Below are 24,037 nucleotides of genomic sequence, written 5' to 3'. Positions count from 1 at the left end.
TGATTCAGAGTTCATCACCTTCTCCATTGACTATGCGACGTCTTCGGATAAGACGGGACGATCTTTCCTGAACGCGTTTTTCACTTGGATTTTTCCATCGCGAACGGTAAACACATCCACCATACGAGCTTCAATTTTGCCGCCCTCTGGGGTGGTTGCACAAAACGTTGATTCAGTGACGGCGCGATCTCCAGAGACAAAATGCACAGGGTCTTTCCACTCAACATCTGGGAAATTCTTCCAAACTACAGCAAACGCATCGCGCAAAGCGTCTTTGCCTGTGAATGTGTTGCCTTGCAGCCCATGACCTGCGGCGGTGTGGAACACGCAATCGTCGGTCACGAAACTGAGTAAAGCTTCAATGTCGTGAGCATTCCAAGCGTCGCTAAATCCTTGAAGTGTTTGAATTGTGATTTGATCTTGATTGCTAGTGTTCATTTTCTTGTTCCTTCAAAATGGGCAGAACAAACATGAATCGATAAGAGAAAAATCAGGAAAAACGCCCTGAATGAAGTCAGATTCAACAACCGTTTGTTTCGCTAGATTACAGTTTTATTATTTCAATATGCGATACATTACGTTCCATATTGAGATATAGATACCAATATTTTTTAACAAAGCATTTACAACTTAGCGTGATTTTTGAACCGAAAACCCAAGGATTTCAAAGTTCTTAAAGGCCGCCAGACAGTTTAAAAACTGCCCAGCAGCGGCTGCCTGTTACACGTAATCTTTGTACTTATCGAGGTGACGTACAGGGGTTGATAGAGCATCTCGGCGGAACGGGTCGCCCAGCTCACGAGTACACATAATTTCGATGATGGTGGTTTTGCCTTCGTTCATTTGCATGTCGATGGCTTTTTGCAACGTCGGACCCACATCTTCTAATTTATCGACCGTGATGCCTTCAGCACCCATAGAGCGGGCAATGTCTGCGAAGCTTTGGTTATCAAGTTCACCAGCAACAAAGCGGCGGTTGTAGAAGTCCACTTGGTTTTTCTTTTCCGCGCCCCATTGGCGGTTATGGAATACCACTGCTGTGACCGGAATGTTGTGGCGAACACAGGTCATGGTTTCAACCAGGCTCATGCCCCAGGCACCGTCACCAGCATAAGAAATAGCAGGGCGATGTGGTGCAGCTACTTTGGCACCAATTATGGTTGGGAAGGCGTAACCACAGTTACCGAAGCTCATGGCTGCAAAGAAGCTGCGCGGCTTTTCAAAGCGAAGATAGCTGTTGGCGATGGAGTTGATGTTACCGATGTCGGTCGACACCATCACATCTTCAGGCATGGCTTTTTCTAGCTCGCGCAAGACCTGGCGTGGGTGTAGGTACTCACCACCAGAGAATGGGGTTTCTTGAGCGTTCTCTTCGATCATGTCTAAGCTGAAAGCGTCTTTTTCGTGCGTCCAGTTATCCAACTCTTCTTCCCAGGCGGCTTTTTCCGCTTGAATCTTCGCAAAGCGCTCTTGCTTGTTGGCATCACAGGCAAGGTTGCGACCATCCAGTCGCTGAGTCAGTGCCACGGCAGCGGCTTTGGCGTCGCCACAAATGCCGACAGAGATTTTCTTCACCAACCCAAGCATCTTGTTGTCTGCGTCGATCTGGATGATCTTGGCGTTGGTTGGCCAGTAGTCCATGCCGTGTTGTGGCAAGGTGCCAAAAGGACCTAAGCGAGAACCCAGAGCAACCACCACGTCTGCCTGTGAAATCAGCTTCATCGCCGCTTTAGAACCTTGGTAACCAAGTGGTCCACACCACAATTCATGACTGGCCGGGAATGAGTCGTTATGCAGATAGCTGTTAACCACCGCCGCACCAAGGCGTTCAGCCAGCGCTTTACACTCTTCGACCGCGTCGCCCATGACAACACCGCCACCAGAGATGATCACTGGGAATTTCGCTTCAGCCAGAATATCTGCCGCGTCGTTCAGGCTTTGCTCGCCGCCCGGACCTCGATCCAAGCGAGCCGGTTTCGGGATTTCACATTTGATGTCGCCGTAGAAGTAATCACGGGGAATGTTGAGCTGAGTAGGACCCATTTCACTCATGGCGCGATCAAAACAGCGACCAGTGTATTCTGCCATACGACCCGGGTGGGTAACGTGCCCTTGGTATTTAGTGAATTCCTGGAACATAGGAAGCTGGTTACATTCCTGGAAGCCGCCCAGACCCATAGTGGTGGTGCCGGTTTCTGGCGTAACGATAACCACAGGGCTGTGTGCCCAGTATGCAGCCGCAATGGCAGTGACACAGTTACTGATGCCGGGACCGTTTTGCCCGATCACCACTCCGTGCTGACCAGAAACGCGTGAGTAACCGTCTGCCATGTGAGCTGCGCCTTGCTCGTGTACTACTGGGATCAAGCGAATGCCAGCAGGGGCGAAGATGTCCATCGCATCCATAAATGCAGAACCCATAATGCCAAACATGTCCTGAACATCGTTCGCCACCAGTGTTTCTACAAATGCTTCAGAAGGGGTCATGCGTGCTTGTCCTTCAACCACGCTTCTTGTTTTCTCGCTCATCTCATTCTCCTTGATGAAGTAAGTCAAATTTCAAAATATGGAATCAAACATCTCGTTAACTGAAATTTAACATCACTCTAATTGGACAAAAATTGAACGTCAATAAAAATATTCAAATTGGAATTATTTGTTCCATAAAACGATATTTACATATCAAAAATGGGCATGGACGGTATTCAAGCGACACTGGCTGATGAACAATGAGCGGAAAATGAAGAAAGGGATAAACGATGGAGATGAGAAGGGATCAGCTCGCGACCCAGTATTCGGTCAGGGAAACCTTTGGTTTGGACGTGAACATGAGCGTAGCCGGATTTTCAGAGCCTACGCCCGATGTGCCTGAAGTTGACCAAGCGTATCAGTTCAACGAAGAAGTGACCTTGGCGATATTGGCTGGGTTTACTCACAACCGACGCACCTTGATTCAGGGCATGCATGGCACTGGCAAGTCGACACACATTGAACAGGTGGCGGCACGTTTGAACTGGCCTTGTTTACGAGTCAATCTGGATGGACATATCAGCCGTTTGGAGCTGGTAGGCAAAGACACCATTGTGCTGAAAGAGGGAAAGCAGGTTACAGAATTCCAAGAAGGCATTTTGCCCTGGGCGGTGCAGCGACCCGTCGCGTTAATCTTGGATGAGTATGATGCAGGTAAACCTGACGTGATGTTCGTTATTCAGCGGCTTCTGGAAAAAGAAGGCAAACTGGTATTGATGGAGCAGAACCGGGTGATCACGCCACACCCGCAGTTTCGATTGTTCGCGACGGCCAATACAGTCGGGCTTGGGAACTTCAATGGGTTGTATCACGGTACTCAGGTTTTAAACCATGCTCAACTTGATCGCTGGAATGTGATTGCCAAGCTCGATTATCTGCCTGCTGACAAAGAAGCCGAGATCGTTTTGGCTCGGGTGCCTGAAAAAAATAATCCAGAAGGCAAAGCGCTAGTTGATCGTATGATTGCGATGGCAACACTGACCCGGCAAGGGTTTGCGACGGGTGAACTTTCTGTGTTGATGTCGCCGCGAACCGTGATCAGTTGGGCGGAGAATTGCCATATTTTCACAAGTTGCGAGCTAGCGTTTCGCCTCTCTTTCTACAACAAATGCGAAGAATCTGAACAGACGATATTGGCTGAGTATTATCAACGCTGCTTTGGACGCGACTTGTTCCCTTCTGAGTGATGGTCGCTATGGCATTTAAAGAGAATATCAGTGCGAAACAATCGAAGCAGCTCCAACGGGAGCTGATGATGTCCATTCTACGTTCTTTGCTCGACGAAGAGCATCTTGATCTTAGAGGTCACCACCTGTACTTAAATGGTAATCGGCTGGTCTATCTTGCTGCTCATTTGCAATGGCACCCGTTACCACAAGGGCAGGATGCACAAAGAGGCATGGTAGATGGCTGGGCTTTGCATCTTATGCATACGGATTTGCCTGTTTTCCACCAAACTCGTCCCCGTCACCCAGTGGCGGCTTGGGTATTCGATTTTCTTGAGCAGCTTCGAGTCGAAACCCGAGTATCGCCACTGCATCAAGGCATGACACACAATCTAGACGCAAATTTTGAACGTTGGTCCTCTAGCTTTGTAGAGTCGGGTTTATTAGAAAGTCAGGTTGGCATACTGCTTTTCTCCATCGTCCATATGGTGCGTTCCCGACTTAGCAGCCAGCCTTTGCCTGAAGGAGTCGAAGACCAGATCGAAGCCACACGAATGTGGCTTGCCCCTCTTATGGGGAACGCACTGCTTGGTCTTCGTCAAAACAGGCAAAGTCAGGAAGATTTTGCTCAGCATGCAAATGAGATAGCCACGCTCGCCGCCGAGCATATTGATGAATGGCTTGAAGACGAAGTGAGTCAGACCCCAACCAATAACCGAGCGGTGTTTCAACTGCTGGTGGACAGCGAATCTCAAATTGACGCCTCTATGCCAGTTGCCGAACTTGGCAACGCTAAGTCGGTCTCTACAGAATTAGAGGATTACCATGTATTTACACGGACGTTCGATGAAGAACGCGACGCCGCTACTTTGGTTCGATCTGCGTTATTGAACGAATATCGACAAGAGTTAGATTCTGAATTTCTTCAATCAGGTCTATCCGTGCGGCGAATCGCTCAGCGGTTGTGCCAACGCTTTGCACTGCCTCGTGAGCCGCACTATCAGTATGGTAAAGAAGCAGGCAGATTAGATGGACGTCGATTGACGCAGCTGATTGCCTCCCCAACGGAGAATCGGGTGTTTTACACCAGACCGAATCAACCAAAGCCCAATGCAGAGCTGGCTATTTTGGTGGACTGCTCAGGTTCAATGCGCCAGCACATCAAATCCGTTACCTTATTTATCGATGTTCTGGTACGAGCTACCCAACTGGTTCATATTCCTTCTCAAGTGCTCGGGTTTACAACCAGAGAATGGAATGGCGGTCGAGCGTATAAAGAGTGGATGAAGCAAGGCAAGCCACAAAAACCCGGTCGCCTAAATGATGTTCGGCATCTTATTTTTAAGGAAACAACCGACACTTGGACGCAGTCGAAAGGGCAAATTGCGGCATTACTCAAGCAGGATTTGTTCAAAGAAGGGGTAGACGGTGAAGCGGTTGCCTGGGCGAGCCAAAGGCTCCTTGAGAGCAGTGCAACACACAAATTGTTATTGGTGATATCCGATGGCTGCCCGATGGATACAGCTACTCAACTTGCCAATGGCGAGGATTACCTCACGCATCATTTATGCAGAGTCATTGAAGATATGAGTAAGCAAGGTATCACGATAATGGGGCTGGGCGTTGGGCTGGATTTGAGTGCTCTGTACCTTCATCATATTGCAGTCGAACCAGATCAGGATTTCCACACGCAAACTCTCCTTAACGTGATAGACAGACTGGCTGATGCGGCGACGCATTCTCGGTGAGTCCTCCTTCTTAAAGGGTGCGAACGTACTCCTTGGGTGTGATACCGAAGGTTTGTTTAAAGCGATTCGCAAAACGTGTTTCCGATTGATACCCGCAAGATAATGCCACCGACAGCTGACTGCGAGATTGCTGCATCAGCCCTAATGCATACACCATTCGTACGTTTGTCAGTACCTGCCGGAAGGTGGTATTTTCCGCTGCGAGTTTTCGGTTTAAAGTCGCGCGACTCATAAAAAAGTGCTCAGCGACAGTTTCAACTTTATGATCATGCCCCGGATTAACGTTCAGGTACTGAGCCAGCTTTTCTTTGATTTCGGTGGTTTGGTGAGGGAACAACTTGTGTAGCGCGCCCGCTTGTTTTAGCTCGGCATAGAAGCCGTAAAGAAACTGCTTTTGTGCCTCTCTGGTGAGACCGCTGTTCGCCAATTCAAACAACGTTTCAAAGCAGAAAGCCAGAGTAGGCGTGACCTTAATTCTCATCGTATTGTGGTCTTTCTGCTGTTCAGACTCGGTCACCCAGTCACTGGGTGGTGGTGCTAAAAACGTTAAGGTTCGGGAGTGGAAAGGCAACTGGGTAGGTTCGTTAACAAAAGTAAGATAGTGACTGGCGGGGCTAACCAGCCAGTCAGATTCGGTGTAGTTGAGTGTTTCCTCATGCCACCAAAGACGCTTTTCACCTTGGGCGACCCAAATGATCGTGGGCGCGTAAATCAACACGTTGCGCAGCGGTTGTGATGTTGCTGCATGGAAGTGTCCAGCCTGAATTAGCGATGCGGTCATTTGAGTGCCTGTTTCCTTTGCGTTTGAATCCGTTTTGATAACCCGAATGTTATTACTCACGCACGTAGGTCGCGGTGAGCGTGGCTTTGCCTAAGGATGTGCTGTTCAAGGTGTAACCCACAATGGCATTCGAAGCATGTTCTGGCACGTTAAGGGTTTGTGTTGGTAATGCCCAAACCGTGAATTGGTAACGGTGCATACCGTGTCCTTTCGGTGGGCATGCACCACCAAACCCGAGCACGCCGTAATCGCTTTTTCGCTCTTTACCCGCAAACGAAACCTGAGTCGACGCACCACGCTTTAAACTTGTTACGTTGGCAGGAATGTCTGTCGCCACCCAGTGCCACCACCCGCTTCCGGTAGGTGCGTCTGGATCATAAACCGTAATAGCGAAACTCTTGGTGCCTTTCGGCGCATCTTTCCAGCTTAATGCCGGGGAAAGGTTGTCTCCCTCACAGCCAAAACCTTTGAATTCGAATGTACTTTCCATCCGAGAGCCTTCCTGAATGTCGCCACTGGTCAGCGTGAACGCTGCACTATTCATTGATACTGCAGTAAACATTAGAGCAAGATATTGGGCTTTCATCATCGTTCTCCTTGTTTCGATAGCCTTTTAAAAAACTAAGGACAAGGTTACGAGGGTTGAGCATATCGAAATGAACAGAATGGCTCAAATTTTATTCTATTTGGTTTATTTTGAGCGATTTGGTTATTTTGACTATTGTCGTGTTTACGAGTTAGAGAAATCCGTTCAGTTTGATACACTTGCTGAAAAATTCAGCCTCTTAAGGAGAAGAAATGAAGCTGTTTGTATTTGAGCACTGCCCATATTGCATCAAAGCAATGATGGTGGCGGGGCTAAAAAACCTTGCTGTTGAAGAAGTCTTTCTGCAAAACCACGATGTCGATGCTCGTATTGAAAAGGTAGGGGCAAACATGGTGCCGATTCTGGAAAAACCAGACGGTAGCTACATGGCAGAAAGCTTGGACATTGCTCAGTACCTGGATGAGTCTGACGGTTCTCCGGTGATAACTGAGGCTAAGTTTGGCGACAAGATCAGTGGTTGGTTAGGTCAATCCTTTGAGTTCAGTGGACCTTTGCTATACCCGCGCTGGCTAATGATCGAATTGCCAGAATATGGCAGTGAAGACGCAAAAGCATGGTTCACAAAAAACAAATCTGCGATGATCGGGATGAGTTTTGAAGAGGCGTATGCTAAAACGGATGAATACCTGGCAAAAATGAACGCGCATCTTGAGCAGCTTGAGTGGTTAACCTTACCTTCTGAGCGTGGTAACGCCATCAGCTACGATGATGTAAACCTGTACCCACATCTGCGCAACTTAACTGTGGTGAAGGGCATTCAGTTTCCTAAGGATGTTCGACAGTACATTGATGAAGTCACCAAACTCACTAAGATTCGTCTGTTTGACGCGGTAGCGGTTTAATTCAGCAAAAAATCCCGATTTAATCGGGGTTTTTTCTAAGTATCCAATGGAATGACTCAACGCCAGTTGCTTGTCTATTCAAAAAAACGAGAGTTTTATCTGCCACAGAAATTAAGAATATAAACAGTACGGTCAAGAATGAGCTGTTTTTAAATATTAAATATTTTGTTTAATCAGAACTACTTTCTAGATATATTCTAGGTTGTAAATAGAAAGCCTTGTGTCATTATGTAATATACATCAAAGAAGGTTTGGAATATTTAAATTCTAAATAAGCTCAATAATCACCTTAACTTTTAATGGTTGCTGATACCATATGTCGAAATGGCCTTGTAAGTAAAAATAATATAAGAATATGCTTATAAAGGTTTTATTTGTCTATTTTGATTTTCTATTCTCCAATATATAAAGAAGAGATAGCGGAATGGATTCTATGGTGTTTTTGGAATTAAAGGTGAATTAATACTGAATGTTCGTGTTCTATTAATATATCTATCATTGATAATGATCTCATTTGTATATGTGCGATTTGAATAAAGATCCTGTTTTATCATTTATTAGGAATAAAAATACTCTCAGATATTTAAATATTTAGTGGCGCAATATGCGCTTCTTTTTAATCAACAAATACATGGAGAGTATCAAGCATGAAAACTCTTATTTTAAGAACTTTAGCATTAGGATTGGGTGTGTTTAGCGCCGCGTCATACGCTGCACAACCCAGAATCGTCAATGGCGATGAGATTACACATGAGTCGGCACCGTATATGGTCGCATTAGTTTTAGTCACCGACGACGGGTATCGACAAGGTTGTGGTGGAACGCTGATTTCAGATGAATGGGTGGTAACAGCAGGTCATTGTGTCGACGGATTCAACTCTGACAGATTCCTGAAAGTCGCTATTGGAGAGGAAGATTTAAGCCAGATTGAGCAAGGGCAAATCATCGATATTGACGAAATAGTTTTCCCTCGCGATTACAATCCGTTTTTCGTTGAACCAGACATTGCTCTTATCAGGTTGGAAACCAAAGCACACGAAAAATACACACCGGCTAAGATTCCGACACGACAAGTGAAACGCGCAATCGCATCCAAAGGGGATTATTTACGCGTTTCAGGTTGGGGTATGACTGAAACAGGGAAACCTTCACAAACACTCAGGTCAACCACGGCTCCAGTCATCACTAAACGCGAATGTCACGACAAGCTGGCGGAAGTACTGGATGTCGGCGAGTTTGACAAAGAAAACTACAAGAATGTCATTTGTACTTATGAAGGTGCTTCATCTGCTTGTTACGGTGACAGCGGTGGACCTCTTGTGGGAGCGATTGGAGACACAAACTTCCTATTTGGTGTTGTCTCTCGTGGTGCACCTCAGTGTGATGGTGCAAGTGTTTACACCAATGTAACTCGCTTCAATCGTTGGATTAAGTACATCACAGGCGTGAAACCAACGGATCTTTAAGCCAATACGCCACTATTAAGTTCAGGGATTGGTTAGCGCCAATCAGTTAATAATGTCACCTGTGTGTTTCAGTGCTCACTTTATTGTTTTGACTCCCGTCAGCGTGATAACACTCGGCAGGCAGGTGGCATTTTAGTCTGGTTTATTAACTGTTTTAGGAACAACTGTTTATTCCCAGATACGGGCGGCAGTATCTGTGAATAGGTGTGTAGTTAAAGATGACTAGTGTTGCGGCGCAGACTGATTAAAAGCGGACAGCGAAATCGCCAATGACCTGATTGTCAGTATTTGAAATGGTGCCCTTGCTCGATCGTTCATCGTAAGCAAAGCGTAGGTTGATATCTGAAACGTGACCTTGAGTTAGAACGCTTCGAAGTAAAATGTCGCTATTGATTTGATGGGTTGTTACTTCCCATTGAGTGTTGTCTTCAAAAAGATTGAATTCGATTCTCATTGATTTCCTCTTTGGTGGTTTTGTTTTGGATTTTTCTCTCGGCACTTGTAGAACCAAAAGCGATGTCGTCCCATAGATTTAGACATAATGTTTTCCTTGGTCATTGAATAAAGAGAGTTTAAGTACTCTCGCTACCACTTAATTTAAGACTGCGAATGTTGCAGTTTTTGGTAAATTTTAAAACGATTTAATGACGTTAGCTCAATGAGCATAGTCAGTATCGAGTAGAAACAGCGTTAGTTTGCTGGATTATATGAGCTGAGAAAGTTCTGAAGAGAGTCGTCTGAGCTGAATGTCATGAGGCGAAACACAGAGTACAGCAAGTGTCATCACCTTGCAAACCAACCGATTTCACAACGGCAACACGAAGCCGTTGAAAGTTATGACAGGCAAAACTTCAAATATATCCCCGCCAATGAAAAGAAATGGACTAAAAGTCATAGAAACAAGATCCGCGAATTTACAGACCGTTGTTTTATGGAATAAAAATTAATTTTATAAAATAAATTCAAGCGCTGTTTACTTTGACTCGCAGCGCACTTTAAAAGGGTGAATTCATGCGTTTTGACAGAGAAGATCTTAGCCAGTTTGTTGGGAAAAGTTTTATCTACAACTACGACAAAGGGTGGCGTTACGAGTTATATGTAAAAAACAGGACCACCATTGATTACCGCGTCCACAGTGGCATCGTGGCTGGTCGTTGGGTGAAAGATCAAACGGTTTGCTTAGCTAGGGTGGGTGAGAATCTTTACCGAGTTTCCTGGACAGAGCCAACCGGTACGGATGTTTCACTAACCCTGAATCTCCATGACTTTGTGGTTCATGGCGCGATTTATTTCCCGCGTTGGATTGTGAATAATCCCGAAAAAATTGCTTGTTACCAAAATGAACACTTAGAAGAAATGGAAGCGTTGCGCGACGCTGGTCCTATATATCCAACGGAAATCATCGATAGCTTTGCCACTCTTATCTACATGCGGGATTGCGGTCCCGATAACGAGCAAGTCATAGCATGCCCACCAAGCGAGCTTCCTGAAGATTATCCATTCTGTCTGCCGGACAAAAATCTGCTACCAGAGAGCGCTGCGACAGCATAGCCAGACATTTCAGGTGCAAAGAGCTCGGCTTTTGCATCTGAAATTTATCTTTCACATATAAGGTCATATAGATTGTAGCGTCGTTTTACTTACGCGCGGAGGTACAATATGTGTGGTCATCAGAAGAATCCAACAGCAAGCCATCGGAATTCCAATGAGTGGAAGAAAAGCGTACTCGATTCCGACCAAAGACGTCGATATGCCGAGTTAGCAAATCAGGCTCAGGAAAAACGTGAAACCAGAAGAGCAAACAGAAAAAATCAAAAGAAAACCAAGAAACCTAACTTCTTAAAAGCGCTATGGCGTAATTTTCTGGCAGTGAATGCTTAGTCTGGTCAAATAAAAGTGCCTTGCCAGCAGGCGAGGTATCTAAAATTACCTAATCCAACCTATTACAGCATCCAGAGAATGCAGCCGTACCTGTGGTGAGGATCATTACTTCGTAATCGTATTTGGAATCTGACATATCATCTGAACAGCTTCCGGTACGATGTAGCGCCATTAACTTCGTTGTTGGCTTGCTTTCAGAAGTGAAGGTGATGAACCATCGGTTGATATGGTTGTTGCTCTGAACAATATTTTTTATCGAAAACTCTTCTCTATTTTCCTCTAAGTCTTCGAATATGACGCTGTCCTGATTGACGTTGAGTGACCAGAAAGGCTCTGTACCTAAGCATTGGAGTGGAAAGCGTATATCTTTCTCTGCACTGAAGCTAAAAAACGACAAACCTGAAAGTGCAAAAACACTAAGTCTTTTTATTAGGGTGAGCATAGAGATTGCAGTTTGACCAAAAGATGACTCAGCTTAGGGTTTGAGTTTGGATCTAACAATAGGATTATTCTGATTTCTCGGTCTGGCTCAAAGTGATAGAAGTGACTTTCTTTCGGCTTCAATCAGAAGTCTACTCAACGAAAAATGACTGATAATGTTTGGGCGTAATGGCTAAACGTTTTTTGAAATGCCTTTGGAAATGAGCTTGGTCAGAAAACCCAGTTTCTGAGGCTGTTTCAGCTAAAGACAACCCATTCTTAAGTAGCGATTTCGCTTTGATGATCCTTTGATCGAGCTGATATGCGTGAGGAGATAACCCAAAATGGCGGTTAAACGCACGGATGAGCTGGTATCGGCTCATATTGGCTTCCTGAGCAAAATCATCCAGAGCGATGTTTTTATCAAGTTGGTCGCCCATCATTTCTAAAACCCGATTCAGGTTTGGCTCTGGTTTCTGTATGGACTTGCCTTCCAGTTGTGGCTGCCCGAATACCATGGCGAGATATTCAATCATTAACGACTCTGTGGTTAACGGATTGTCTTCCACAAGGAGTGCCCGGTATAGCTGGTGGAATTGAGCATACAGATTTGGGCGCTGCTCATAGTTGCGAATAAAGGGTAAATAGTCGTGACCGTGTTTTCCTGTCCACTCCTGCTGAAGTTGCCCGATCCAGTGAGTATCAACAAACAGCATCCGATATGACCATTGGGCTTTGTCTGGGTTACAGGAATGCATGTCTCCGGGATTAATGGTCACAGTGTGACCTCGATGAACGTTATGAACTTTCTTCAGGTTGCGATAACTGGCACTGCCGCCATCAATCACTCCAAATGAAAACTCATCATGCGAGTGAGCCTGATAGCATGCAAAAGAGTCGCATGCGGTTCGCATTTCGACGAAGGGCAAGCTTCTTGATTGAGCGAGAAAAACCGAATCATCCTGTTTCATTAATTATTCCCACCACATTCCCGCTACTGTTATTGCAAGCAGTAAACCCATAAATACATTAAACATTCTTTGTCTTTTACAACTGTTTAGCCAACGGCCAATGGCTTGACCGAAAACCGCCCAAATCGCGACACCAACAAAACACACTACTAAAGAAATAGTGACGAGCAGGGTTAAATACAAGTTCGCAGAGTTTGTTCCGGCAACAAAGAGTGAAATCCCCGATGATGCGTACAACCAGGCCTTAGGGTTTAAACCTTGCGTCATTGCCCCTTTACCAAATCCGGGTGGGTCAGCTTTTGCGTTCGTTTGTTGTAATGCTACAGGCGAAGATGAGGCAATCTGGTACGCCAGATAAAGCAGAAAAAGAGAACCTGCCACTTTTAGGTAGAATGAAAATTCCGGTACAGAAAGCAGAATCGAACCAATGGTTAATCCACATAGCAATACAACTACTGCATAAGACACAGACGCACCAACAACATACACCAATGCTTTTTTCACTCCAAATTGTGCCCCCGAGGTTGCTGCCACAATGTTCACTGGCCCCGGAGTGGCTGCCCCTGCAAAGGCAAATACCACCATTGAAATGATGAGCGATTCCATTTTGTAACCCTTTTACGTCATTCAGACAGTCCAAATTACTGAATGCGAAAAAGTAAGTATTGAATGAAATTGCAGGAGACAGCTCCTTACGTTTTTGAAGAGGCTGTTCGAGAAGTACGTGAAGTCGAAAGATGGTCTGGCATATCAAAGACAAGAGCTTAGAAGTCGAGTTTCTATCGATTTAAGCTTAGCTTCTTGATTTGTCTTAGGTATATTAAGGTTCGGTGTTTGGCAATCAATCAGTTTGGCTAGATAAAAACCTTATATATGGACATAAATAATGAGCATTGAAGCGACTGAGGTTGATACAGAACCTCAAACCACCCCGGATTTATCCCATTACAGACTGGCAAGCCCTGGCAGGCGTTACGTTGCGCAGGTCATCGACGGTATTGTGACCTGGTGTATCTACCTTATTCTGCTCAGCAGTTTGAATTACTTTTCGGTCGAAAGGGATCTGACGGACATTATTTCACTCTATCTGGCGGGCATGTATTTTGTTTTTTCAGATGGTTTACCTAAAGGCAAAAGCTTGGGCAAACATCTGCTGGGGATGACCGTTCTAAACAAGAAGAATGGTGAATACTGCTCGCTGTGGCGTTCTTTTTTGCGCAATTTCTTTTCTCCTATTTTATGGATTTTTGATGCCATGTTTATTTTGGGGAAGAAGAGACAGCGTCTTGGCGACAAGTTCGCTAGCACTATTGTTATCAGGGACCAAAAGTAATGGATCTTTTGCAGTTACTTCTATTCATTCCTGCGTGTTTTGCTCTGAACATGACGCCGGGACCGAACAATTTGTTGTCTCTGAATAATGCCCGCTGCTACGGTTTTCAAACCGCTGTTATCGCAGGGCTTGGGCGTATTGCCGCATTCGCTGTCATGATTGCACTGGCAGCCTCTGGTCTCGCTGCAGTTTTATACGCTTCAGAAACCATTTTCTTCGCCATTAAACTGGTGGGTGCGGCTTACCTGCTATGGATCGCCTTTCAGCTCTGGCGTTCAGAAGCGTCTCCAGTGCAGCAGATGGATAACCTCAAGAGTAAGGCTGGCTTGGCTAAGCAAGAATTTGCATTGGCGGCTGGAAACCCGAAAGCGATTCTGATTTTTACCGCTTTCCTGCCACAGTTTGTCGATACCAGCGGAGATATCAATACTCAATTTACGATTTTAGGGAGCCTGTTTTTATTGCTAGAACTGTGTGCCATAAGTTTGTATGCACTATCGGGTTTGTACCTGCGTCATTGGTTTGAAAAGCCACGTATGGCAAGGTTGTTTAATCGGGGATGCGCTCTGTTTTTAGGTGTTTCAGGTGGAAGCCTACTGGTTTCTAAACAGTCTTAGGGGGGCAGTAAATCGGTTCAGGGAATAAGGCGGCTTAATGTCGCTTTAGGTGCATGTCTGATTTAATGAATAGCAGTTGGATATTGTCCAGATAGGGGGAACGCCATGTCCACTCGCACCCGTTATGTCATTCCTTTTGCTTTCTTCTTTGTACTCTGCCTCTTCTGGTCTTACTTTTATCTTACTTCCGGAACCTGGATACATTTTCCGTCAGACAAGCCCGAGTGGTTTTTATTGGTCGATGGCCTAATTGTCTTACCTTTGCTGTGTTATTTGTGCATTAAAGACAAAAAGCAGGCAACAACAGTCGCCATGATCTATTTTGGCGCGGTTGTCACACTCGGAAGCTTTATTCTTCCTGCCAGTTCTAAGTTTCTCTGGTCTTATTTAGAGTATGCCCGATATTTAATTGTGCCTTTATTTCTTATCTTTGAAGGCGCAGTGCTAGCCACGGTCATTCTTATGATTCGGCAAAAGTTGAACTATGGGGGAGATCCAGACAGAGCAATAAGTCAGCCACTGGAAGACAAGTTTGGGAAAAACTTGCTGACCAATTGGGCGGCATTTGAAATTCGAGTCTGGGCGTACGCGCTTTTCTCCCAAAAGATAGCGAAGACCCATTTCCTTGGCGAAAAGCACTTTAGCTACCACCAAAAAGATGGCGCACAAAGTAATGTCTTGGGGTTTATTCTCATCATCGTGTTTGAAATTCCCTTCACGCACATCTTGCTTCATTTCCTTATCAATCCTTTGGTTGCAAACGTGGTTACTGTGCTTACACTCGCCGGGATGCATTTTATGATTGCCGAATACAAAGCATTAAGTCGCAGACCGATCTCGCTGGGCGAAGATCGTTTATACATTCGGTATGGTGTTATTCACTCTCGGGAAATCGAGTACGCAAAGATAAGCTCGGTACAGTTACATGACCAAGCCGTGAAATCGAATAGGACAACTCAGGTGTTAAACCTGTCTGGAGTGCCTAATGTGAGAATCGTCTTGCGGTCTGGAAATCTCATTTATCTTGGTGTTGATTGTCCTGCTGAATTTGTAGAGAACTTAAGTCGTAGGATAAGAAACGGATAAACGACCTGTCTTGCTTTGTCTTCGACTAAAATATGCATTATCGTAGCGGCTGCTTAATGCCGTATGAGGAGATAGGTATGAACGCCTTAGAGCACAAATTTAATCGTTGGAAAAAGAAACGCAAAGCTGGCAAAGCCAGGTACATCATTACTTGGGCAATTATTCCTGCCTTTTTTGCTTTGCTCTCTGGGTATGTTGTGCCAGCGCTTGATGAGACGGTCGTTGTTTCTCTTGACCTATCTGTCGTAACAGGAATCGGTTTTGTAGCGGGTTTGATTTTTGGTGCGCTAAGCTGGTTTGTGAACGAAACCTGGTATCAGAACGAGCTTGAAAAACGAAAAGAAGATTAAATCACTATTTCCTTATTCGAGAAGAGTTCACCCTACAGCCCACCTGCCTTTCCCATAATTGATACTATGCGTATTTAGCTCATTCTTTCACTGCAAATGGTTGCCTTATTTTCTATGCTTTTCTAGCCCGAATCTCTTGTGAGGATAGGAAAATGTTAGATAGCGCGAAGTACTTTCTGGCAGGTGGAGTAGGAGGTGTACTGCCCAAACTGGTTATGCTGGCAACGGTTTTAACCCAAACCACAAACGCAAAATTGACCGAGCCCATTTCCTGGAGCTTTTTTGTTGGGCTGCTCATGCTCTTCGGGATCGGGGGGATCGTGGCGGTCAGTACGGTGGAAAACAGTCGTAAACTCCGAGACTTTATTATTGCAGGCATTGCGGCACCGGCCTTAATCGCCAGTATTGTTGGAGGAGTAGAGAAAACCACGGAAAAGAAAGGAGCAGGGGATACTGCACCTAAATCAACGACAATGAGTTTTTTTATATCTGGCGCCTATGCCGCGACAGAGCCCAAATTGGTCGACCCCACAGATTCATACAACTACACGTTGCAATCCATACCATACGGATCAACTGACTGGCGTCAAAACACTTTGGGTTACGATGTTGTCGTCACAGACAGTCAGGGAAACAGTAAAACCCTTAATATTAATGGCTGGTCAGAGGGACCAATCAAACTCACCACCAAAACTCCCCTTCAAGATGTTCAGATTAACGATAACGATGGCAATGCCATTACCAAGTTTAACGTCGATGCCGTTGCGTCTGGTGAGATCGTGGTGCGTCCGCAAATCGCTTCAGAGAAAGACTTCTTATGGGCGTTAGGAGCAAAAGGTAAAGCCAAAGTCGTGGGTGGGCAGACCGAATTCGTTCCTCTTGAAACTAATAAAGAAACAAAGAGTAACCCTCTCCTTGAAAATAGAGGGGAGTAGTTCTGGTCTTGTGAGGTTGTAAATAGTGTGTAAAAAAGGCGTGGATGAGTGGAAGCACCACGCCTAAAAAACGACACAAGCTGCCGTTTTTTAATACCTCGAATTCAGCTTAACCAGTGCTGCATTTTTCATCATCGCAGTGACTGAATGAGTCCTCTGCCTGCGGTGCTACAGGCTTAAACTCCTCATGAAGTAAGTCTGTAATCATTTTTGCAACCACCATATCGTCTATGATTCCGTGATGACTGAATCGCAGTTGCCCCAACTTATCAATAAGAATCAAGGTAGGTGTACCGGGCAAGCCGTATTCAGCCATCGTAAGCGGAATGTCTCCACCGGATGGCGCATCTACCCCGATAGGAAAACTCAGCCGATACTCATGAATAAAGGCTTTCAGGGAGTCGAGCTGCATCGCTTGATGATGTTCAAACACAGTATGAAGCCCGATTACTTCTACATCGTCATCCCTGAATACTTTGTGTATTTTTGATGCCTGAGGAAGCCCATGGCTAACGCAGCCAGGGCAAAGCATCTGAAAAGTGTGCAATACCACGACTTTTCTACGCAGATCTTTCAGGGTGATTGGCACATCGGCATTCAGCCAAGCGGAAGTTTTCCACTCTGGTGCAATGGGAAGAGTGTTCATTGTTGCCTCCTTACTGATTCACAACGCCCGGCAAACTAAGGTTGCCAGACGCCACATCAAATACATCTTTAACGCAAAGCAATGGTGAGTGAGCACTTGCGTTTACTCGAAGCCCGGCGGTAACGCCATCAAAATTCGCGAGTTTAAGGGCATTAATGTCTTCAAACTTAACCTCTACATTGAGCGACTCTCCGTCGAAGTTTGGTGTGTAGTCCGGGCTATCAATCAGAAGCGGTAATTCTGGCCAGGTTGCGGGCAGTTTTGGTTTTGCTCCTTCTGGAATGTCGACTACGCCCAGCGCACCGGGTCCGCATTGTTCATTGGGGTGAAGCACTACCCAATGGCTGTGCCAGACATCACCATCGTTTGCTTTATCGCCATCGCCATTTTCGTCGTACAAAGGCGTGTCATCAAAATCGGGATGAGAGGTAACGGCAAAGGCCAGTATTCCTGCATCTTTTTCAAATCCGACCTCGGCGCTGTTTAACGTTGTTGGCCAAACGTAAGAAAACACATCACTGCCTGCCAGTTTCCCTGTTGGCGTGGGCTTGACGGTTCCAGCCTGACCAGACACGGCAATGTGAAACGTTGCTGTATTTCCCTGTGTCGTGACTTTGGTGTGAACAATGTCAAACGCAGACACCGTCGCATTGCTTTTTTCCGCTTGCAAGCCACCCGTGTGAGCCGTGTGTGCAAAGGTCGCAGATGAACTTGCCAGAAACACGGCCGAGATGGCGGCAGAAAGAACGGTGATATTGGAATTTTTAGTACTCATATTGCTATCCTTAATTTGGTTTCGAGTCGAAACTAAATTAGATCTACCAGACTATAAATAAACTTGTCAATAAGGTTTTGAGTCGATACTATTCAGTTATGAGCACAATCGTTATTCATCAATTACTCGACAGAATCGGAAATTTAATCCGAAATGAATCCAGAGCAGGTCTAGCCGAACACGGCTTGCAACCTGTTCAGCTGGATGCCCTGTATTATCTGTCGATCTGTAACCGCTTTTCCGACACACCCAAAGCGGTAACCGAATATTTAGGGCTGACAAAAGGGACGGTATCTCAAAGCCTTAAGGTATTGGAAAATAAAGGCTATGTAGAAAAAGTGGCTGACCCTGATGATAAGCGGGTCACGCATCTGGTTATCAACCATCAGGGCAGGGAGTTGATTGAACAAAGATACCCTTCACGCTCATTGCTTTCTGCCCTAGAGGGGGATAAGGCGCAGTCTGCAGGGGTGGATGTAGATACATTACAAAAGCAGTTGGAACTGTTGCTTTTGAATGCTCAGAAAGAGAATCAGTACAAATCTTTTGGTGTTTGTAAAACCTGCACCCATAATCAAACACTTGATAACGGTAGCCACTTTTGTGGGCTTACCCAAGTGCCTCTGAGCTCACAAGATGTTGAATTAGTCTGTGTGGAGCATAAGGCTTCTTAAGCCCATTTAAAGTTTTTTTGCTACCTCTGATATTTTACTCTTTGGTTTTATTGATGTTTTTAGGTGTGATACTTTGCCTTATCAATATAAAAAAGAAGTAGGCTAGGTAGATGATCAAAAAATGGTGGGTTGTTTTGGCGTCAACAGGGGTATTGTCCGGTTGCATTATAACGCCACTCAATACTGGAGAACCCCATTTTTTAAAAGGCAGCCAAAGATATGAAGCGAATGGGCGTCAAGGCTGGATGCCTGGGAAAAACATCAGGTTTGGCAGTTATGCTAGCGAAATAAACAAAGGAAAAACCACCAGCGACAGTCACTATAACTCCACGGAAAGGTATGAAGAAGAAGACTACAACCGAGAAGTGGTAATCACTCAGGCTGGTCCCGATGGAAGTCATATATCATTAAAATATAAGCAGCACTGTGCCATCAAAAGGTATCATTCGTCCTACGAAAATGAACTACTCCGGAAACGCGTTAAAATGACCCAAGCCCCGAATCTTGGTGGGTTTGAACTCAATGGTAAACAATGGTATCTCGAACAATGGGTATTGGATGATCGTGCTGGAAACCAGTTCCGAATTGACCCACAAACTATTTTCCTCAACGACAGGGTTGTCGCTGAGTTCTCTCCGGCGCCTTGGAAAATTCATGATCATGTTTGGCTAAAAGCTGAGGCGAGTGAAGAAACTAAGTTAATTTCTGCAGTGCTGCTTAGCTATGTAATGACAGAAGAACCTTTACCCTGCAAATCCAGATTAATTATGTTGAACTTAATTAATGCGACTAGCCCTATGCTATCCAATGAGGATCTTTAAGCTCATGTAGGCATAAAGTTTATCGCGTCGACCATAGTGATCTTTCCCTTTGTTGCAAGGTTCTCTTGGTTACATCTGATATTTTACCCTTTGGTTTTATTGAAATTTTTAGGTGTGATACTTTTGCCTTATTAATATGAAAAAAGAAGTAGGCTATAACCCCACGAAGGCAGTCCCCTTTCTTTCGTAAATCAAGTTTGGACCAAACCCACGTAATGAATATTGCGCTATTTGACTTTGACGGCACTATCACCACCGAAGATACCTATACCAAGTTTCTTTTCTACGCGACACCTAAGCTTCGTATCGCAATAGGTGGGCTGTTGGCGTTGCCTGTAATTCTTCTCTACAAGTTAGGTTGGCTACAGGCGTCTAAAACCCGACCAGTACTCTCGAAAGTCGCGTTCTGGATGCGCAAAGAAAATGATGTTGCTCAGATTGCAGAACAGTATGCCGATGAATATCTGAATACGGTTATCCGACCCGAAGCCAAAGAAAAACTGGACTGGCACCGAAAAAGAGGTGACCAGATTTATCTGGTTTCAGCGTCTCTCGATGTGTATTTGAAAGTTTGGTGCAAGCCTTTAGGTATTACGCCTGTTTGCAGCGAGCTCGAAGTGCGAAATGGTCGTTATACCGGGCGATACGTTCAAGGGGATTGCAGCAAAGAAAATAAAGTGACATTTCTCAAACGCGCTGTTGACCTGGCTGACTACGATAAAGTGTACGCTTACGGGGATACTTATGAAGATCTTCCAATGCTGGAATTAGCTGACGAAAAACTGTACCAGTGGAAACCGATGAAATGAAAAGAGAGGGACAGGTGAAGAAAATAATAGCATCTATCCTTATACTTTTTTCTGTTGCTGTCGGCTTGTGGCAACTCAGCAAAGCAAGAAGCTATCAGTTGTTCGGCGATATAATTTCTGAGGTTAGAACGTCAGAAAAAGTCATCGCCCTTACGTTTGATGATGGTCCTTGGAACCAAGAAAACACAGCTAGAGTATTAGCGACCCTCAATGAATATGGAGTAAAAGCGACCTTCTACTTAAACGGTCGCGGAATTAAGTCGAACCTTCAAGCGGCCAAACATATCGTTCTCGATGGCCATGAGATAGGTAATCACGGGTACACTCATAATCGGCTTGTACTAAAAAGCGTAAGTGAAATAGAGCAAGAGATTGAAAGCACCAACGAGCTCATCCGCTCAATCGGGTATTCTGGTGAAATAACTTTCAGACCGCCCTATGGAAGCAAGCTATTTACGCTTCCCTACTACCTGAATCAAAACGGGATCACCACCGTTACGTGGAACATTGAGCCAGAAACCTACCCAGATATTGCTAAAAGCCCCTCTTCAATAGCAAAACACATCAATGAACAAGCTGCACCCGGATCCATCATTCTGCTGCATGTCTTTGGTAGCAACAACGAAGTTTCACGCCAGTCTTTACCTTTGGTGATCGAAGGGCTTATAGAGCAAGGTTATCAATTCGTGACGGTTTCGGAGCTTTTGAGGCTTGATGGCTAGCGAAAGAGAAGTTTGGATATCCATGGTGATACATTGGCGAGAATTAATTTCTAACGTTAAGTTCTTTGCTTTTACGTCGCCCCCCTCCCTCTTTATTGGGCGTTACATTTTAATCTGAGTATTACATGAAAATTATTGAGAAAACTAAAGGGCTTGAGCTTGACGAATTCATGTCAAATCCGCTTTATGCCTTCCTTGCAAGTGATACCGATTTTAATCCGTGCTGTTCACCAGTCTGGTTTCTTTGGGAGGAAGAGAAGATATGGATCATCTCTGTTAAAGGAGATTCTTTCCCTAAACGGATAGTGAAACAGCCAAACTGTGCAATAAGCATCGTCGACTGGGATAGGTTTTCTGGGAAGTCTATACATGCAGGTTTTAGAGGTAGTGCAAGTCTTAAAAGCTTCGACAGTCATCGTGCGGAACGCTTACTAACTAAGTATTTAGGTGACGATAAGTCTTCTTGGAATAAACGATTCTTAGATTTTCAGTCAAACACAGAAAATGTCTTTGTGTGTTTTGAACCAGAAACGGTTGTTCTGAGGGATCAATCATATTGATAGTAGTGGCTTGGGAATCGCTGAGTTTGCTCAATCCTAATACTTAGGGCGAAGATTCACCTGTAAAGGCTTGTGTTGAGTATTGCCTGCGAACTAACCTAATCATTGGTATCCACAGGGAATTCAGAATCGTGAAAAAAGTCTTTACGCGTTACTTAACTCAGCTAAAGGTCATTCTCTTAAAAGTGCCATCAGATACACTTCAGTGCTCGCTCTCTGAAGGAATGTTTCCTTTGGAAGCACATGCCAAAATAGCCACCAACTTTGCTTTGAGGGGATATTGCCCACTTTTGGGTGTTGAAGTGATATCGTTTGATCAACGAGAAAGTGGACTTGCGTCTTTGATAACACAGATCGATGAAACCTTAAGTTACCTCAAACAAGCACCAGATATAAAATCGTTCGACGACAATGTAATGCTTCAGGATAGAGCGGGTTTCGCCGATGTCAGCTTACCTCAATCTGAATTCATTTCTCTTTATATCGTTCCTAACTTATTGTTTCATATGAGTATGGTTTATGCGATTGCCAAATCGAATGGGGTAGAGCTAGGGAAAGGAGATTTTGATGGTTTGCACCAATACCCAAAAGGATTTCATTTCGTTAAATAGCCTTATTAAGCAGCAAGAAAAGAATAGGAGCTCTCACTCCCATTCTTTGTAGGATTTACCCCATCTCACTCACTAACTTTTCAGGCTCAGCCAGCAATTCCTGAAGCTTTTTGTAGTAAAGAGAAATGTGCCAACCGTCCATTAAGGCGTGGTTGACCTGAACAGAGACGGGCATATCCACATACCCATCTTTATCAATGATCTTTCCCCAGGAAATGAGTGGAATGCTAGAAGGGATATTCAGGTTCACTGGGTGAACAAAGGACGTAAACCTTAGCCATGGCAGGCAAGATGTGTAGATAACGTCGTCTCTGTCAGGGCCGCCTTCTAGAGTTACCTTCTCAGAGATACGAGCCTTTTCTGCCTCAAGATACTCTGCAAACTGAGAAAAACTCTTACCATTTTCTACTTCACCAAAACTGAAAAGAGGTGGCTCTTTGGTCATGGCGATAAAGCCAAATCGCAAAGACTCATATTCCACAACCTCATCACCGTGGATCCTCAACCTGAATTCTCTAATCTCGTTGGCAGCCGCGAGCACGGCGTAAGACACCAAGTTAAATATCGAAATGGAATGCGCTTTTGCGTAGTAAAAGCTATTGGTGAGCTCCACATCGGCGCAAAACCCGACATAAGGATAATCTCGCTGGCTAAAGTGTTCAAAGTGAGGCGTTCGCCCCCAAGTCGTTTTATCAACGGTTTTTGCTGACGCTGTCATACATGATTCCTAGCTGACTGTTGTTGTTAATTGTTATGTGTATTATTGCATTAATTTAGGCATTGCTCTTGATGAAATAGCGACAAAATACAGCTATTTCAGAAAGATTGCTGGGAGCAAAATCCTGCTGACAAAAGCTGACATCTTCTTTAGATAGAATGGGTTGATATCAATTCCAAATAACGAGGTCACTATGTTTCAGCAAGAAGGGCACCTTAAAATAGACGGCGCGAGTATTTACTACGAAGTGAGCGGGGATCCGACGGGCAAACCGCTGCTGTTTTTGCATGGCGGGTTGGGCTGTATGTATGACCTGAATCCATTGCTGGATTTTGTGCCCAACGGGTACAAAGTGATATCCGTCGATTTTCGTGGTCACGGGCAATCGACAATAGGTGAATTACCACTAATCTACCAGCGTTATCAGGAAGACATTGAAGCGCTTTTGTCCCATTTAAAAGTCTCCCGATACTCAATATTCGGGTTTGGCGATGGAGGGATCGTTGCCTACAGATTGGCTTCGGCTCATCCAGATTCAGTCGAAAAGGTGGTGTCGCTGGGTTCACAGTGGCGACTAACAGAGAACGACCCGGTAGAACCCATTTTGTCATCCTTATCTGTGGAAATGTGGCGGGAGAAATTCCCGAAAGACGTCTCCAGATATGAAGAAATTAATCCGCAGCCCGATTTTTCTACTCTGATTGATAGAGTAAAGGCTGTTTGGCTGGATAGATCGGAAACGGGTTATCCGGTTAATCAAATGACCAATATCACTTGCCCGGTATTGATCATAAGAGGCGACAATGATTTCCTTTTTTCGAGGGAAGAAGCGACTTACCTTGTTGATCTACTGCCAGACAGCGCGTTTATGAATGTTCCGTTTTCTGAACATGCGATACATCAGGAACATCCTGAAATGATAGGATTAGCCCTCAATCAGTTTCTATGATTTACATTGTAAATTGCTCA

29 protein-coding genes are annotated in these 24,037 nt (G+C 44.9%); 18 read left to right on the top strand and 11 right to left on the bottom strand.

Translation table 11 applies throughout. From position 1 onward, the window contains the following. Positions 1-30: 30 nt before the first annotated feature. Together INR79_RS27865 and xsc are read right to left on the bottom strand one after the other, a co-directional pair. Positions 31-438, bottom strand: a complete 408-nt coding sequence (locus INR79_RS27865; RefSeq protein ID WP_004409505.1) for a nuclear transport factor 2 family protein — start codon at positions 436-438, stop codon at positions 31-33. Between the two features lie 282 nt (positions 439-720). Next, on the bottom strand, positions 721-2,529 hold the full coding sequence (xsc, locus tag INR79_RS27860) for a sulfoacetaldehyde acetyltransferase (protein WP_004409506.1): 1,809 nt from the start codon (positions 2,527-2,529) through the stop codon (positions 721-723). Positions 2,530-2,759: 230 nt separating this feature from the next. On the opposite strand from xsc, the gene INR79_RS27855 reads away from it, so the two are divergent. Further along, entirely contained in the window at positions 2,760-3,716 is a 957-nt protein-coding gene (locus INR79_RS27855; protein ID WP_410482909.1) for an AAA family ATPase, read from the top strand. An 8-nt stretch (positions 3,717-3,724) separates the two neighbouring features. After that, positions 3,725-5,443, top strand: coding sequence for a cobaltochelatase CobT-related protein (locus INR79_RS27850; protein ID WP_223098295.1), 1,719 nt, complete (start codon positions 3,725-3,727; stop codon positions 5,441-5,443). A 10-nt stretch (positions 5,444-5,453) separates the two neighbouring features. Here INR79_RS27850 and INR79_RS27845 read toward each other — a convergent pair whose 3' ends face one another. Together INR79_RS27845 and INR79_RS27840 are read right to left on the bottom strand one after the other, a co-directional pair. Beyond that, complete coding sequence (locus tag INR79_RS27845; RefSeq protein ID WP_223098291.1) at positions 5,454-6,224, bottom strand: helix-turn-helix transcriptional regulator; 771 nt, start codon at positions 6,222-6,224, stop codon at positions 5,454-5,456. Positions 6,225-6,276: 52 nt separating this feature from the next. Beyond that, positions 6,277-6,810: a YbhB/YbcL family Raf kinase inhibitor-like protein gene (locus INR79_RS27840; RefSeq protein WP_223100342.1), complete on the bottom strand. Its 534-nt coding sequence runs from the start codon at positions 6,808-6,810 to the stop codon at positions 6,277-6,279. A 212-nt stretch (positions 6,811-7,022) separates the two neighbouring features. On the opposite strand from INR79_RS27840, the gene grxB reads away from it, so the two are divergent. After that, positions 7,023-7,673: a glutaredoxin 2 gene (gene grxB, locus INR79_RS27835; protein WP_223098273.1), complete on the top strand. Its 651-nt coding sequence runs from the start codon at positions 7,023-7,025 to the stop codon at positions 7,671-7,673. Positions 7,674-8,320: 647 nt separating this feature from the next. After that, positions 8,321-9,139, top strand: a complete 819-nt coding sequence (locus INR79_RS27830; RefSeq protein WP_004401174.1) for a S1 family peptidase — start codon at positions 8,321-8,323, stop codon at positions 9,137-9,139. A gap of 244 nt (positions 9,140-9,383) precedes the next feature. Here the strand turns inward: INR79_RS27830 and INR79_RS27825 are convergent, their stop codons facing one another. Further along, positions 9,384-9,593 carry a hypothetical protein gene (locus INR79_RS27825; RefSeq protein ID WP_223098271.1) on the bottom strand — a complete coding sequence of 70 codons (210 nt, stop codon included), beginning with the start codon at positions 9,591-9,593 and terminating at the stop codon, positions 9,384-9,386. A 557-nt stretch (positions 9,594-10,150) separates the two neighbouring features. On the opposite strand from INR79_RS27825, the gene INR79_RS27820 reads away from it, so the two are divergent. Next, positions 10,151-10,690 (top strand): phenolic acid decarboxylase, encoded by a 540-nt coding sequence (locus INR79_RS27820; RefSeq protein ID WP_022591445.1) that lies wholly within the window; start codon positions 10,151-10,153, stop codon positions 10,688-10,690. A gap of 108 nt (positions 10,691-10,798) precedes the next feature. After that, positions 10,799-11,020 carry a hypothetical protein gene (locus tag INR79_RS27815; RefSeq protein WP_022562011.1) on the top strand — a complete coding sequence of 74 codons (222 nt, stop codon included), beginning with the start codon at positions 10,799-10,801 and terminating at the stop codon, positions 11,018-11,020. 49 nt (positions 11,021-11,069) lie between these two features. Here the strand turns inward: INR79_RS27815 and INR79_RS27810 are convergent, their stop codons facing one another. The 3 genes from INR79_RS27810 to INR79_RS27800 all read right to left on the bottom strand — a co-directional run bounded on the left by INR79_RS27810 (position 11,070) and on the right by INR79_RS27800 (position 13,017). Continuing rightward, a complete protein-coding gene (locus tag INR79_RS27810; protein ID WP_223098268.1) occupies positions 11,070-11,462 on the bottom strand; it encodes a hypothetical protein in 393 nt (130 codons plus the stop codon). Positions 11,463-11,592: 130 nt separating this feature from the next. Next, complete coding sequence (locus INR79_RS27805; protein WP_223098266.1) at positions 11,593-12,411, bottom strand: AraC family transcriptional regulator; 819 nt, start codon at positions 12,409-12,411, stop codon at positions 11,593-11,595. A gap of 3 nt (positions 12,412-12,414) precedes the next feature. Beyond that, positions 12,415-13,017 carry a LysE family translocator gene (locus INR79_RS27800; protein ID WP_223098263.1) on the bottom strand — a complete coding sequence of 201 codons (603 nt, stop codon included), beginning with the start codon at positions 13,015-13,017 and terminating at the stop codon, positions 12,415-12,417. Positions 13,018-13,297: 280 nt separating this feature from the next. Between INR79_RS27800 and INR79_RS27795 the strand changes: the two genes are divergently transcribed. The 5 genes from INR79_RS27795 (at position 13,298) to INR79_RS27775 (ending at position 16,732) form a co-directional block, all read left to right on the top strand. Then, positions 13,298-13,744, top strand: coding sequence for an RDD family protein (locus INR79_RS27795; RefSeq protein WP_223098260.1), 447 nt, complete (start codon positions 13,298-13,300; stop codon positions 13,742-13,744). Beyond that, positions 13,744-14,361: a LysE family translocator gene (locus INR79_RS27790; protein ID WP_223098257.1), complete on the top strand. Its 618-nt coding sequence runs from the start codon at positions 13,744-13,746 to the stop codon at positions 14,359-14,361. The genes INR79_RS27795 and INR79_RS27790 overlap by 1 nt, the downstream gene beginning before the upstream one ends. A 105-nt stretch (positions 14,362-14,466) precedes the next feature. Beyond that, complete coding sequence (locus INR79_RS27785; protein WP_223098243.1) at positions 14,467-15,447, top strand: hypothetical protein; 981 nt, start codon at positions 14,467-14,469, stop codon at positions 15,445-15,447. Between the two features lie 77 nt (positions 15,448-15,524). Then, entirely contained in the window at positions 15,525-15,797 is a 273-nt protein-coding gene (locus INR79_RS27780; protein ID WP_022562005.1) for a hypothetical protein, read from the top strand. Positions 15,798-15,949: 152 nt separating this feature from the next. Continuing rightward, positions 15,950-16,732 (top strand): hypothetical protein, encoded by a 783-nt coding sequence (locus INR79_RS27775; protein ID WP_223098239.1) that lies wholly within the window; start codon positions 15,950-15,952, stop codon positions 16,730-16,732. Between the two features lie 109 nt (positions 16,733-16,841). Here the strand turns inward: INR79_RS27775 and INR79_RS27770 are convergent, their stop codons facing one another. Both INR79_RS27770 and INR79_RS27765 read right to left on the bottom strand, forming a co-directional pair. After that, complete coding sequence (locus INR79_RS27770; RefSeq protein WP_223098236.1) at positions 16,842-17,378, bottom strand: redoxin domain-containing protein; 537 nt, start codon at positions 17,376-17,378, stop codon at positions 16,842-16,844. Between the two features lie 10 nt (positions 17,379-17,388). Beyond that, entirely contained in the window at positions 17,389-18,153 is a 765-nt protein-coding gene (locus INR79_RS27765) for a hypothetical protein (RefSeq protein WP_223098234.1), read from the bottom strand. A 98-nt stretch (positions 18,154-18,251) separates the two neighbouring features. Here INR79_RS27765 and INR79_RS27760 point away from each other — a divergent pair, with 98 nt between their 5' ends. The 6 genes from INR79_RS27760 to INR79_RS27735 all read left to right on the top strand — a co-directional run bounded on the left by INR79_RS27760 (position 18,252) and on the right by INR79_RS27735 (position 22,350). Further along, positions 18,252-18,827 (top strand): MarR family winged helix-turn-helix transcriptional regulator, encoded by a 576-nt coding sequence (locus INR79_RS27760; RefSeq protein WP_223098232.1) that lies wholly within the window; start codon positions 18,252-18,254, stop codon positions 18,825-18,827. Positions 18,828-18,937: 110 nt separating this feature from the next. Beyond that, complete coding sequence (locus tag INR79_RS27755; protein ID WP_223098230.1) at positions 18,938-19,648, top strand: hypothetical protein; 711 nt, start codon at positions 18,938-18,940, stop codon at positions 19,646-19,648. A 215-nt stretch (positions 19,649-19,863) separates the two neighbouring features. Next, positions 19,864-20,457: an HAD family hydrolase gene (locus INR79_RS27750; RefSeq protein ID WP_022612178.1), complete on the top strand. Its 594-nt coding sequence runs from the start codon at positions 19,864-19,866 to the stop codon at positions 20,455-20,457. Further along, entirely contained in the window at positions 20,439-21,179 is a 741-nt protein-coding gene (locus INR79_RS27745; protein ID WP_262415437.1) for a polysaccharide deacetylase family protein, read from the top strand. Before INR79_RS27750 ends, INR79_RS27745 begins: the two co-directional genes overlap by 19 nt. Before the next feature lie 125 nt (positions 21,180-21,304). Then, positions 21,305-21,739: a pyridoxamine 5'-phosphate oxidase family protein gene (locus INR79_RS27740; RefSeq protein WP_223098228.1), complete on the top strand. Its 435-nt coding sequence runs from the start codon at positions 21,305-21,307 to the stop codon at positions 21,737-21,739. Positions 21,740-21,870: 131 nt separating this feature from the next. Then, on the top strand, positions 21,871-22,350 hold the full coding sequence (locus INR79_RS27735; protein ID WP_223098226.1) for a DUF1993 family protein: 480 nt from the start codon (positions 21,871-21,873) through the stop codon (positions 22,348-22,350). Between the two features lie 55 nt (positions 22,351-22,405). Here INR79_RS27735 and INR79_RS27730 read toward each other — a convergent pair whose 3' ends face one another. Beyond that, positions 22,406-23,068, bottom strand: a complete 663-nt coding sequence (locus tag INR79_RS27730; protein ID WP_223098224.1) for a chloramphenicol acetyltransferase — start codon at positions 23,066-23,068, stop codon at positions 22,406-22,408. 193 nt (positions 23,069-23,261) lie between these two features. On the opposite strand from INR79_RS27730, the gene INR79_RS27725 reads away from it, so the two are divergent. After that, positions 23,262-24,017, top strand: coding sequence for an alpha/beta fold hydrolase (locus INR79_RS27725; protein ID WP_223098223.1), 756 nt, complete (start codon positions 23,262-23,264; stop codon positions 24,015-24,017). Positions 24,018-24,037 lie beyond the last annotated feature (20 nt).

This window comes from Vibrio sp. SCSIO 43132 (assembly GCF_019904195.1).
GTDB lineage: Bacteria > Pseudomonadota > Gammaproteobacteria > Enterobacterales > Vibrionaceae > Vibrio > Vibrio nigripulchritudo.
This window is presented reverse-complemented; position numbering and strand designations above follow the sequence as displayed.

Coding starts and splice junctions, on each gene's coding strand:
- INR79_RS27865 (WP_004409505.1), bottom strand. CDS start 438: ATGAACACTAGCAATCAAGATCAAATCACAATTCAAACACTTCAAGGA.
- xsc (WP_004409506.1), bottom strand. CDS start 2,529: ATGAGCGAGAAAACAAGAAGCGTGGTTGAAGGACAAGCACGCATGACC.
- INR79_RS27855 (WP_410482909.1), top strand. CDS start 2,760: ATGGAGATGAGAAGGGATCAGCTCGCGACCCAGTATTCGGTCAGGGAA.
- INR79_RS27850 (WP_223098295.1), top strand. CDS start 3,725: ATGGCATTTAAAGAGAATATCAGTGCGAAACAATCGAAGCAGCTCCAA.
- INR79_RS27845 (WP_223098291.1), bottom strand. CDS start 6,224: ATGACCGCATCGCTAATTCAGGCTGGACACTTCCATGCAGCAACATCA.
- INR79_RS27840 (WP_223100342.1), bottom strand. CDS start 6,810: ATGAAAGCCCAATATCTTGCTCTAATGTTTACTGCAGTATCAATGAAT.
- grxB (WP_223098273.1), top strand. CDS start 7,023: ATGAAGCTGTTTGTATTTGAGCACTGCCCATATTGCATCAAAGCAATG.
- INR79_RS27830 (WP_004401174.1), top strand. CDS start 8,321: ATGAAAACTCTTATTTTAAGAACTTTAGCATTAGGATTGGGTGTGTTT.
- INR79_RS27825 (WP_223098271.1), bottom strand. CDS start 9,593: ATGAGAATCGAATTCAATCTTTTTGAAGACAACACTCAATGGGAAGTA.
- INR79_RS27820 (WP_022591445.1), top strand. CDS start 10,151: ATGCGTTTTGACAGAGAAGATCTTAGCCAGTTTGTTGGGAAAAGTTTT.
- INR79_RS27815 (WP_022562011.1), top strand. CDS start 10,799: ATGTGTGGTCATCAGAAGAATCCAACAGCAAGCCATCGGAATTCCAAT.
- INR79_RS27810 (WP_223098268.1), bottom strand. CDS start 11,462: ATGCTCACCCTAATAAAAAGACTTAGTGTTTTTGCACTTTCAGGTTTG.
- INR79_RS27805 (WP_223098266.1), bottom strand. CDS start 12,411: ATGAAACAGGATGATTCGGTTTTTCTCGCTCAATCAAGAAGCTTGCCC.
- INR79_RS27800 (WP_223098263.1), bottom strand. CDS start 13,017: ATGGAATCGCTCATCATTTCAATGGTGGTATTTGCCTTTGCAGGGGCA.
- INR79_RS27795 (WP_223098260.1), top strand. CDS start 13,298: ATGAGCATTGAAGCGACTGAGGTTGATACAGAACCTCAAACCACCCCG.
- INR79_RS27790 (WP_223098257.1), top strand. CDS start 13,744: ATGGATCTTTTGCAGTTACTTCTATTCATTCCTGCGTGTTTTGCTCTG.
- INR79_RS27785 (WP_223098243.1), top strand. CDS start 14,467: ATGTCCACTCGCACCCGTTATGTCATTCCTTTTGCTTTCTTCTTTGTA.
- INR79_RS27780 (WP_022562005.1), top strand. CDS start 15,525: ATGAACGCCTTAGAGCACAAATTTAATCGTTGGAAAAAGAAACGCAAA.
- INR79_RS27775 (WP_223098239.1), top strand. CDS start 15,950: ATGTTAGATAGCGCGAAGTACTTTCTGGCAGGTGGAGTAGGAGGTGTA.
- INR79_RS27770 (WP_223098236.1), bottom strand. CDS start 17,378: ATGAACACTCTTCCCATTGCACCAGAGTGGAAAACTTCCGCTTGGCTG.
- INR79_RS27765 (WP_223098234.1), bottom strand. CDS start 18,153: ATGAGTACTAAAAATTCCAATATCACCGTTCTTTCTGCCGCCATCTCG.
- INR79_RS27760 (WP_223098232.1), top strand. CDS start 18,252: ATGAGCACAATCGTTATTCATCAATTACTCGACAGAATCGGAAATTTA.
- INR79_RS27755 (WP_223098230.1), top strand. CDS start 18,938: ATGATCAAAAAATGGTGGGTTGTTTTGGCGTCAACAGGGGTATTGTCC.
- INR79_RS27750 (WP_022612178.1), top strand. CDS start 19,864: ATGAATATTGCGCTATTTGACTTTGACGGCACTATCACCACCGAAGAT.
- INR79_RS27740 (WP_223098228.1), top strand. CDS start 21,305: ATGAAAATTATTGAGAAAACTAAAGGGCTTGAGCTTGACGAATTCATG.
- INR79_RS27730 (WP_223098224.1), bottom strand. CDS start 23,068: ATGACAGCGTCAGCAAAAACCGTTGATAAAACGACTTGGGGGCGAACG.
- INR79_RS27725 (WP_223098223.1), top strand. CDS start 23,262: ATGTTTCAGCAAGAAGGGCACCTTAAAATAGACGGCGCGAGTATTTAC.